Consider the following 8,360-nt stretch of genomic DNA (forward strand, 5'->3'; position numbering starts at 1 on the left):
ATCATGGTTGCTTCTATCGACGCATTGATTGTGTTTTCGGAGGCCGCTGCTGCGGGTTCCTTCTCGGCGGCCGCGAGAAAGCTGGGACGCAGTCAATCAACCGTCAGCACGATCATCGCGGACATGGAGATTGACCTGGCCGTCGAACTCTTTGACCGGTCTACCCGAAAACCTCGTCTTACAGCGCACGGGGAGGCGTTGCTTGCCAATGCTCGAGAGACGCTTGAAGCACATGATCGTCTGGTACAGGCCGCGGCGCGGCTAAGCGCGGGGTTGGAGCCGAGCCTGAGCCTGGCGATCTCCAACACGTATCAGCCCCCTCATTACGAGAAGTTGCTCGTTGCATTCGAAAAGCGCTTTCCCACGGTCGAACTCGAGTGCCTGGTCAAGGAGGACGAAGACGTGGTCTCGCTGGTGCAGGAGCGCCGCGCGGAACTGGGGGTAGTGGCGGCCCAAGCCGTCTATCCTCCGGATGTCCGCTCGATCAGGCTGGCGGAGTCGTCGGAGCTGGCGCTGTTCGTCGCCAAGGGACATCCTTTAAGCGGCCTTCCGGACCTGACGATGGAGAAGCTCGCCAAGCACCGTGAATTGCGGATCAACACAGGAGTGAAGCCGGGCGAGCATCGGAGAAGCGTGCGAGTCTGGTCTGCCGACAGTTATCTGCTCCTGCTGGAAATGGCGGAGCTGGGCTTTGGATGGACCGAGTTGCCTCGCTGGGTCGCGGATCGTTTTGGCGCGAAAACGCTGAAGGAATTATCGGCGCGCGGGTGGCCCCGGTTGGTCGCTGTCGACGCCCTGTGTTTAAAGGGGGCTTCGCTAGGCCTCGCGGGGAACTGGCTGCTGGATGCCCTGACAACGCTCGGTGCAAAAGCCGATTCGAACTAACCCCCCAATGATCCGCTAAGCGCTGCTGCCGTTTAGTCGCTTAGCCGCTCGATCATCGCAATACCCGCCGCCGGATTGTGTGTCTTGAAGCCGCTGATCACATACAAATAGACGTCTCGGGACGTGGTCGCCGGCGCTGGTTTGCCAAGCGTTTCAAGTCCCTTCGGTGTGCCGCCGGACGCCCAGTCGCGGGCGCGCCTGGTCCATAGATCCAGCGTGTCGTCGTCATAGCCATGCGCGAACTGTTCGGTCGTCCCCATGATCCGCGCATAGACAAACTTCGCCGTTACATCCGCGATCTGTGGATATTTCGAGTCACCCGCCATCACGATGGCAACACCATGCTTGCGGGCGAGGGCAACAAACGCCTCGTCGCGAAAACTCTCATGTCGAACTTCGAGCGCATGCCTGATTTCGCAGCCATCGACCTTATGTGGCAGAAGATTAAGGAAGGCTTCGACGTCGTCTGCGTCGAATTGTTTGGTCGGAGGGAATTGCCAATTGATCGGGCCGAGCTTGTTCTTCAATTCGAGCACGCCGCTGGCGAGGAAGCGTTCGACGGATTCGCCGGCCTCTGCAAGCACCCGCCTGTGCGTTGAGAACCGCGGCGCCTTTAGGGAGAAGACAAAGTCATCCGGCGTTTCGTCGTGCCACTTCGCAAACGTGGCCGGTTTCTGCGAGCCGTAGAACGTGCCGTTGATCTCGATGGTGGTCAGCTTGCGGCTCGCGTATTCGAGCTCGCGCTTTTGCACGAGCCCTTGCGGATAGAACATGCCGCGCCACGGCTCGAAGGTCCAGCCGCCGATGCCGATCCTGATCTGCCCAGCCTTGCCCGCCGTCTTTCGGGTTGCCATGAATGAGATTCCTCCCGGTGCACTCGATGCGCTCAAGTGTAGCGAATTGGAACCAGGCGTGCGATGCCGGGCGTGAGGCTCAGCTATCGGAAGAAGATTGAAGGTCGGTGGCGGGGGCATGCTGCGTGGCAGAAAATGGCTGCCTGCTAGCGCGGTCGTTAGCCAACGCAGACTGTCCGGTACGCGTGAACGCCACGAGCGCGAGCGAAACCAGCGCCGCAAAGACCACATAGAAAGCGGGCACATAGTGGCTGCCGGTCGCCTGCGTCAGTGTTGAGACAGTCAACGGCGCCATGCCGCCAAACAAGGTCACCGCGAGGTTATACGACAGCGCCACGCCAGTCGAACGCGCCTTCGCCGGGAAGATCGCCGACAGCATGCCGGGATGCGGACCCGCTATCGCAACCTGGAAAAGGGACGCAATAATCTGCGCGATCAAAAGACGCGTGAGCGATGGCGCAGAGACGATGAACCAGAATAAAGGGAACGTGCACAGCAACCAGGTGATCACCAGCGGATAGAAAAGCCGGTAGGCGCCGAATTTATCGGCGAGTTTCCCTGACAAGGGAAACAGCAGGAAGTTGATGACCCCGCCAATGAACGTTCCAAGCAAAGCCGACTTGAGCGGGAGATGCAGTTGATGTTCCACATACACGGGCAAATACGCGTTCCACAAATAATTGGACGCGGTGCCTATGATCATCACGCCCATCGCACATAAGGCCGCATCGCCTTGTTCACGCACGAAGTCGCGCAGCCGGAAAGCGCGCGTAGCACCAGCGCGGACTTGCTTGCGCAACGCCTCGAACTCCGGCGACTCGGCAATGTTATGCCGGATGTAAAACCCCAGCGGTCCGATGAGTGCGCCAATCAGGAACGGCACGCGCCAGCCCCAGCTCGTCAGCGAGTTCGTCGAGAGATTATTGATCAGCAGATAGCTGCATCCTGACGCCAGCAAGATGGCAAGCGCCTGCGAGGACATGTTGAAGCTGCCGTAGAACATCTTCTTGCCGGGCGGCGCGCTTTCCACTACAACCACCGACGAAAGGCTGAACTGCCCGCCGATCGCCAGTCCCTGGATCAGCCGTGCCAGCAGAACGAGCAGCGGAGCCGCGACGCCCAGGGTCGCGTACCCGGGAGCGAGGCCCAGTATCAGCGTGCCGGCGCACATCATCAGCATAACCAACGAAAGTGCGCGAGTACGGCCAACGCGATCCGCATAGATGCCGAGCAGAACCCCGCCAAGCGGCCGGACCAGAAAGCCAACGGCGAACGTGGCGAGAGCGAGCGACATGGACACTACGCTGCTTCCGACGGAGAAGAACACCTCTGCGATGATCTTCGAGAAATACACATACGCCGTGAAGTCGAACCACTCGAAGCCACTGCCGATCACCGAGGCGACCAGTGTGCGGCGGACCTGCCGCCGGTCAGGCGCAGTGGGCGTTGATGCGCCTTCGTGTTCTGCCGGATTCATATGTCATCTCCTCCTGCGCGTTGCCGCTGAAGAGCGGGCAAATAAGCGCGATATGCACCGCCGGCCCGGGACGCGAACGCGCGCCGGGCGAGAGAGCCTCGCGGATTCGCGAGCTTATGCTTTTGAACTAGCTGGAGCGGCGCTCGCGCAGCACGCCGGCAAGGAAATGCTGAACCGCGCTCACGGCCATCATGCCGTTGTGTGGAACGTTATCCAGTTCATCCAGCTCGACGCTGACCCCCGCTGCTTCGAACGTCGCCTTGAGCGTCCTGAGACGTTCCGGACGGGTAGCGCCGGCGTCGTTCGCGCCCGGCATGTTGTGACGGCCACCTTCCCGATGCGTGATCTCCCACGTTTCCAGATCCGCTTTGCCGACCACCATGTGAACCGGCACGCGGCGCAACACGTCGAGGTCGAACGCCTTGCCGAACTGTTGCTCGAAACCCCGCAAGCCGATCCACCAGTCGCGGTTGACATCGAGCAGGGTCACCGAGCCGGGTGCACCAATCGACACGGCCCAGAGCTTTTCCGGGTGCAGGTAGGCGAAACGGTTAGCAAACTGTCCGCCGCCGGAAAAGCCGAACAATGCGAACTGGTCGAAACGCTTGCCATAGCGCTCGCTGATCTCGTCGACCATATCGAGCAGCACACGGTCATAGCGAATGTCGCCTTCCATCAGATGTTTGAAACCGTCCCGGTTGCCGTCACCGCGCACGCCGACCGGAAATAGCGGGCATAGGACAATGCAGTTGTTCCAGCGGCCGAACTCCGAGAACGCATCGCGGTAGTGAGCGAACTGACGCCCCGTCCCGTGCATGACCACCACGAGCTCAACGTTATTGCCCGACTCGCGGATGGTTTCCGGCACGTACAACGTGTAAGCGAAACGTGGGTCGTTGCGACTGGAAAACACGGTTGTCGAACCAAGTTCGTAATACGCCTGTCCGCGCTCGGCGGTTTCGTCCATGGACGGAGAGGGGGTTGCCCGAGACATGTCTGCAGCCTTGTAGTGGAATGGTTCACCGTACAATTGTGCAGTTGGTCATTCAAAAAAACTAACTGATTTATATTTACGCAAACTAAACTAAATCTTTAGTCTCGCAACCTCGGCACGCTATTCCCATGAGCACTATCCGGTTTTTGCGCACGTTCCTTGCGGTTGAAAAATACGGCTCGTTCGCCGCCGCCGCGGGTCGCGTTGCATTGACCCAGGCAGCGGTCGGACAGCAGATGCGCGCGTTGGAGGAGGAGTTCCGAAGGCCGCTGTTCTCCCGATCGGGGCGAGTCATTACGCTGACCCCCGCTGCTCGGGCGCTTATCCCCCAGGCGCGCAAACTGGTCGCGGCGTATGAGGCAATGCTGGCTGACGCGGATACCGGACACGACATTGCAGGCAGCATCACCGTGGGCGCGATAGTCTCGGCAATGGGCTTTCTGTCGGAGAATGTGGTTAGCCTGAAAGCGCAGTATCCGGCGCTTGATGTCCGGCTGGTTCTCGGTCATAGCGGAGAGCTGGCGGAGCAGGTCACGGCGTCCAGGATAGACGCCGCGCTTACCGTGCAGATACCGTACGAGATGCCGGTCAATCTTCAATGGACGCCACTTTACGAAGAGCCCTTGATGCTGATCGCAAGCACGCGGGTTGCGACGGCACAGGCAGACGTCGGGTCCTTGCTCAAGAGTCATCCGTTCATTCGCTTCGACCGGACGTCGCCAACAGGGGCGAAGGTCGAGCAGACCTTGCGGCGCATGCGGATAAAACCCAAGGAGGTTCTCGAGGTCAATTCGGTAGCCGCAATCATCGACCTGGTCCGGCAAAACGTGGGAATTTCCATCGTGCCTTTGCTTAAGCATGTGGCATGGACACGCGACCATTCGCTGATTGCACTACAACTTCCCTACGGTTCGCTCAAGCGGGTAATCGGCATGCTTGAAAATGGCCGCCAGCTCGAGATTACGGCGGTAGTGCGGCAGAAGCTGCTGCAGACATTGGCTTAAGCCACCCTGGATTTCGTCGATGCATTGCCCCGGTCTTACCTATCCTTACCGGCGCTAAAGATCCGGCCGCTTCAGTCGATAAGCTGGAGAGGCCGACCAAGACCGGCAAGAGGATGAGGGAAGTTGCCATGCAGATAAGCAGTGCTGCGTCGTCGCCAGCTTCGGAGCGGACTATGTCGACTTCGAGTGCCGGGGCTGACCAACGGTCTGTATCGAAAGACAACGCCGACCCGGCGCAGGCAACACAAACGACACAAACGATCGCAACAACCCCAGCAACGCAAGCGACCAAACCGGCGGATGCCGCGACACAGGATTCAGCCGTGACGATTTCGCCCGAAGGTGCTGCAATGGCCAGTCAGGATGCAAGCAGTGGCGAGGGTTCGGCAGCGAATGTATCGGCGGTGAAGTCGCTTGCGTATGGGACGCTTGGACTCGAGCGTCCCGACCTGCCGCAACAGGACCGTAACGAGTTCTACACGGCGGGCAGATGGATTGCTGCGGGACTCACCATTGGAGGAATCATTTCGCTATTGGTTTGAGGTTCACAGGCGTCTACAGATCAAAGCCAAGTTGTGACTTGCCTAGCGCAGTCAAATCGTCCGATGTGGCTCGTCCGGCGAAGTCGACTTCGAAATGGTCAGCCGGAAAGTCGGGCGGACTTCTGCCTTCCAGAAAACTCGGCAACTGGCGTTTCAGGTAGTCGTCGTTCTTGGCACATGCCGGTGCCGACGAGATGTACATCACGTTGCTGTAGCCCTGACCGCGATGCGTGTCCTCGACTGCGTGAATCACGTCGCTGTGCCAGAACACGGTGTCGCCGGCTTGCATCTTCGGGATTGACGAGAGCGCGTCGAACAAGGGCGCGTGATATTCCGGCTTGATCGACAATGCGCGTCCTGGCATGGCGCCGCAGAGGTCGTCGTCGGCTACATCGTCCTGAAGCGCGCGCAACAGGATGTACGCCATTGCGTTTGCGATTGGCACGAGTTGCAGGGTGCCGTCGCCCGGGCCCTGAGGCGTCAGCGCCGTCCAGCCCTGGAAAGTGCGGAACATCGAGCATACCGCCGGCGATGCAATCTCCCGGACATCCGGCCGGAACGCAGCGTCGAACGGATCATATTGACGCCAGTCGCCATCGAAGACATGCCGGTACACCTTGCGGAAATTACTCTCTATCCAGCGCTCAACCGAGCCCCCGTCGCAATGAGCGGAGAGGCCGAGCGACTCGGACCCCGGCGGCCTGCGGCGCAGACGGTCGGCATAGGCAGGAACGCGTTCAGGATCGAAGTGCACACGTCCTTCGCTCTCGCTGCGCCACAAGCGGTTCAGGAAAATCCGCGCGGCGGTGAGAGAGGGCGCCTGGCGGGCAAGCACCTGCGGCTTTGACCAATAGATTCCATAGATCTGCGGCTTGCTGGATGCCAGCTGACCAAAGTATTTGTCTTCCGCGCGGTTTTGCAGGCGTGTGCCCAGGTCATTGCGTTCGACGTAGTTCGCAATGTCCCGGTCCCAGCTTCCCACCAGCGCGGGGTCGAACACCTGGCGAATCACGCACGCTCCTCGCGCCTTGATGAGTTCGACTTGTGCGGCCGTGACGCGATGTTCCGCGATGTCGGAAAACTGAATCTCGGGGATGACGGCTTCGCCGCGATTGCGTTGCCTGGTAATGAGTTTTGCCTCGGCAATGATCGCTTGTTCGACGTCGGCGAATACCTCTCGATAATTGGGCAATTGCTCGCGCAGCTCCCGTTTGGCCTGGCGAATCGCAGCGGGTAGATCGTCAATGATCAGTGCAGCCATGCTTGTCTCCATCCGAGTGTTGGCATGCCCGGAGCATATGCCGCGCACGTTCTTCGTGGTGATACTATTCAGACAACTACTTTGCTTGTTCAGCCATGAATCCGTAGCCATGAATCCGTAGCCATGAATCTTCAGCCATGAAGCCAGCATACGAACACGTCGAGTTCGGCGGCAATTGTTCCGTCCGGGTCTATCACCGGCGGCTTCCCCGCATTCCTTTCGAGTGGCATCACCACCCGGAATACGAACTGACGCTGACAATGAACAGTCACGGGAAGCGCTACATTGGCGATTCAGTCGCCAGCTACGGGTCTGATGACCTCGTGCTGGTGCCGCCGGATCTTCCCCATACGTGGGCGTCGAACCGCTCTATTGAACCGTCGTTGCCGCAGGTGGCGATCGTGATCTGGTTCGAGGGCGAGTGGGCTCGGCGGCTCGCCGATTGTTGCCCTGAATATGAACCGCTGCGCAAGTTGCTGCGCAGGGCGGCTTGCGGACTGGCGTTCGAACCCGAGGCGGGAGGCGCGATGCGCGAGCGGATCGGTGAACTGCTGTCGATTGCGGCGCGCGAACGCCTCGCCGCCACGCTGGACATCCTGTGCACGCTCGCCGAGACACCGGGCGAACCGCTCGCGTCCCCCGGCGCTTTCAACGACCGCGATGGCGGACCTTCCGGCCATGAGCCCGAACGCATCAACCGGGTGCTTTCGCTTATCGAAGCACGTTTCGCAGAGCCTTTGCGGCTATCGGAACTGTGTGAGGCGGCGAGCCTTTCGGAACGTTCGCTTGCGCGCTACTTCGCCCAGCACATTGGCGAAAGCGTAGGCCAGTACATGACGCGTGTGAGGATCGGCCATGCTTGCCGGATGCTGCGTGACACGTCGTTGCCTGTTTCCGTCATTGCGGCAAAGTCCGGGTTTGCCAATGTTTCCAACTTCAACCGGCAGTTCAAGACCGTGAAGGAAACGACGCCCGCGGCTTATCGCCGGGAGTTTGCCGAGGCCGGCGTTCCTGATGACGACGATACTGCGCGGCTAACCGAGCGCTCTCCATCGCTGCAACGGAAAGGGGTACGTCCGTAGGATCAAGTGCTCAAGTACCAAGTGCTCAAGTACCAAGTGCTCAAGTACCAAGTGCTCAAGTACCAAGTGCTCAAGTACCAAGTGCTCAAGTACCAAGTGCTCAAGTACCAAGTGCTCAAGTACCAAGTGCTCAAGTACCAAGTGCCTAAGTACCTAAGTACCTAAGTACCTAAGTACCTAAGTACCTAAGTACCTAAGTACCTAAGTACCTAAGTACCTAAGTACCTAAGTACCTAAGTACCTAAGTACCTAAGTACCTAA

At 59.5% G+C, this 8,360-nt stretch carries 8 protein-coding genes; 4 read left to right on the forward strand and 4 right to left on the reverse strand.

Translation table 11 applies throughout. The features are described from left to right. Positions 1 to 3 precede the first annotated feature (3 nt). Entirely contained in the window at positions 4 to 885 is an 882-nt protein-coding gene (locus tag AWB69_RS23185; protein WP_062089133.1) for a LysR family transcriptional regulator, read from the forward strand. A gap of 32 nt (positions 886 to 917) precedes the next feature. Here AWB69_RS23185 and AWB69_RS23190 read toward each other — a convergent pair whose 3' ends face one another. From AWB69_RS23190 to AWB69_RS23200, 3 genes are all read right to left on the reverse strand, one after another. Next, the gene (locus tag AWB69_RS23190; RefSeq protein ID WP_062089135.1) at positions 918 to 1,739 is read right to left on the reverse strand and encodes a DUF72 domain-containing protein; all 822 of its coding nucleotides are present in this window, start codon (positions 1,737 to 1,739) and stop codon (positions 918 to 920) included. A 79-nt stretch (positions 1,740 to 1,818) separates the two neighbouring features. Continuing rightward, entirely contained in the window at positions 1,819 to 3,216 is a 1,398-nt protein-coding gene (locus AWB69_RS23195; protein ID WP_063977883.1) for an MFS transporter, read from the reverse strand. A gap of 127 nt (positions 3,217 to 3,343) precedes the next feature. Further along, a complete protein-coding gene (locus AWB69_RS23200; RefSeq protein ID WP_062089137.1) occupies positions 3,344 to 4,210 on the reverse strand; it encodes an alpha/beta hydrolase in 867 nt (288 codons plus the stop codon). A gap of 128 nt (positions 4,211 to 4,338) precedes the next feature. Here AWB69_RS23200 and AWB69_RS23205 point away from each other — a divergent pair, with 128 nt between their 5' ends. Together AWB69_RS23205 and AWB69_RS49535 are read left to right on the forward strand one after the other, a co-directional pair. Next, a complete protein-coding gene (locus AWB69_RS23205; RefSeq protein WP_062089139.1) occupies positions 4,339 to 5,214 on the forward strand; it encodes a LysR family transcriptional regulator in 876 nt (291 codons plus the stop codon). A 323-nt stretch (positions 5,215 to 5,537) separates the two neighbouring features. Next, positions 5,538 to 5,756, forward strand: a complete 219-nt coding sequence (locus AWB69_RS49535; protein WP_231937206.1) for a hypothetical protein — start codon at positions 5,538 to 5,540, stop codon at positions 5,754 to 5,756. 13 nt (positions 5,757 to 5,769) lie between these two features. Here the strand turns inward: AWB69_RS49535 and AWB69_RS23215 are convergent, their stop codons facing one another. After that, positions 5,770 to 7,017 (reverse strand): DUF1479 domain-containing protein, encoded by a 1,248-nt coding sequence (locus AWB69_RS23215; protein ID WP_062089168.1) that lies wholly within the window; start codon positions 7,015 to 7,017, stop codon positions 5,770 to 5,772. A gap of 137 nt (positions 7,018 to 7,154) precedes the next feature. Between AWB69_RS23215 and AWB69_RS23220 the strand changes: the two genes are divergently transcribed. After that, positions 7,155 to 8,099: a helix-turn-helix domain-containing protein gene (locus AWB69_RS23220; protein WP_062089142.1), complete on the forward strand. Its 945-nt coding sequence runs from the start codon at positions 7,155 to 7,157 to the stop codon at positions 8,097 to 8,099. The last annotated feature ends 261 nt before the right edge of the window (positions 8,100 to 8,360 follow it).

It is taken from the genome of Caballeronia udeis, assembly GCF_001544555.2.
Classification (GTDB): Bacteria; Pseudomonadota; Gammaproteobacteria; order Burkholderiales; family Burkholderiaceae; genus Caballeronia; species Caballeronia udeis.

Bases quoted from the DNA above. Each gene is read 5' to 3' on its own strand.
- AWB69_RS23185 (WP_062089133.1), top strand. From the start codon at position 4: ATGGTTGCTTCTATCGACGCATTGATTGTGTTTTCGGAGGCCGCTGCT.
- AWB69_RS23190 (WP_062089135.1), bottom strand. From the start codon at position 1,739: ATGGCAACCCGAAAGACGGCGGGCAAGGCTGGGCAGATCAGGATCGGC.
- AWB69_RS23195 (WP_063977883.1), bottom strand. From the start codon at position 3,216: ATGAATCCGGCAGAACACGAAGGCGCATCAACGCCCACTGCGCCTGAC.
- AWB69_RS23200 (WP_062089137.1), bottom strand. From the start codon at position 4,210: ATGTCTCGGGCAACCCCCTCTCCGTCCATGGACGAAACCGCCGAGCGC.
- AWB69_RS23205 (WP_062089139.1), top strand. From the start codon at position 4,339: ATGAGCACTATCCGGTTTTTGCGCACGTTCCTTGCGGTTGAAAAATAC.
- AWB69_RS23215 (WP_062089168.1), bottom strand. From the start codon at position 7,017: ATGGCTGCACTGATCATTGACGATCTACCCGCTGCGATTCGCCAGGCC.
- AWB69_RS23220 (WP_062089142.1), top strand. From the start codon at position 7,155: ATGAAGCCAGCATACGAACACGTCGAGTTCGGCGGCAATTGTTCCGTC.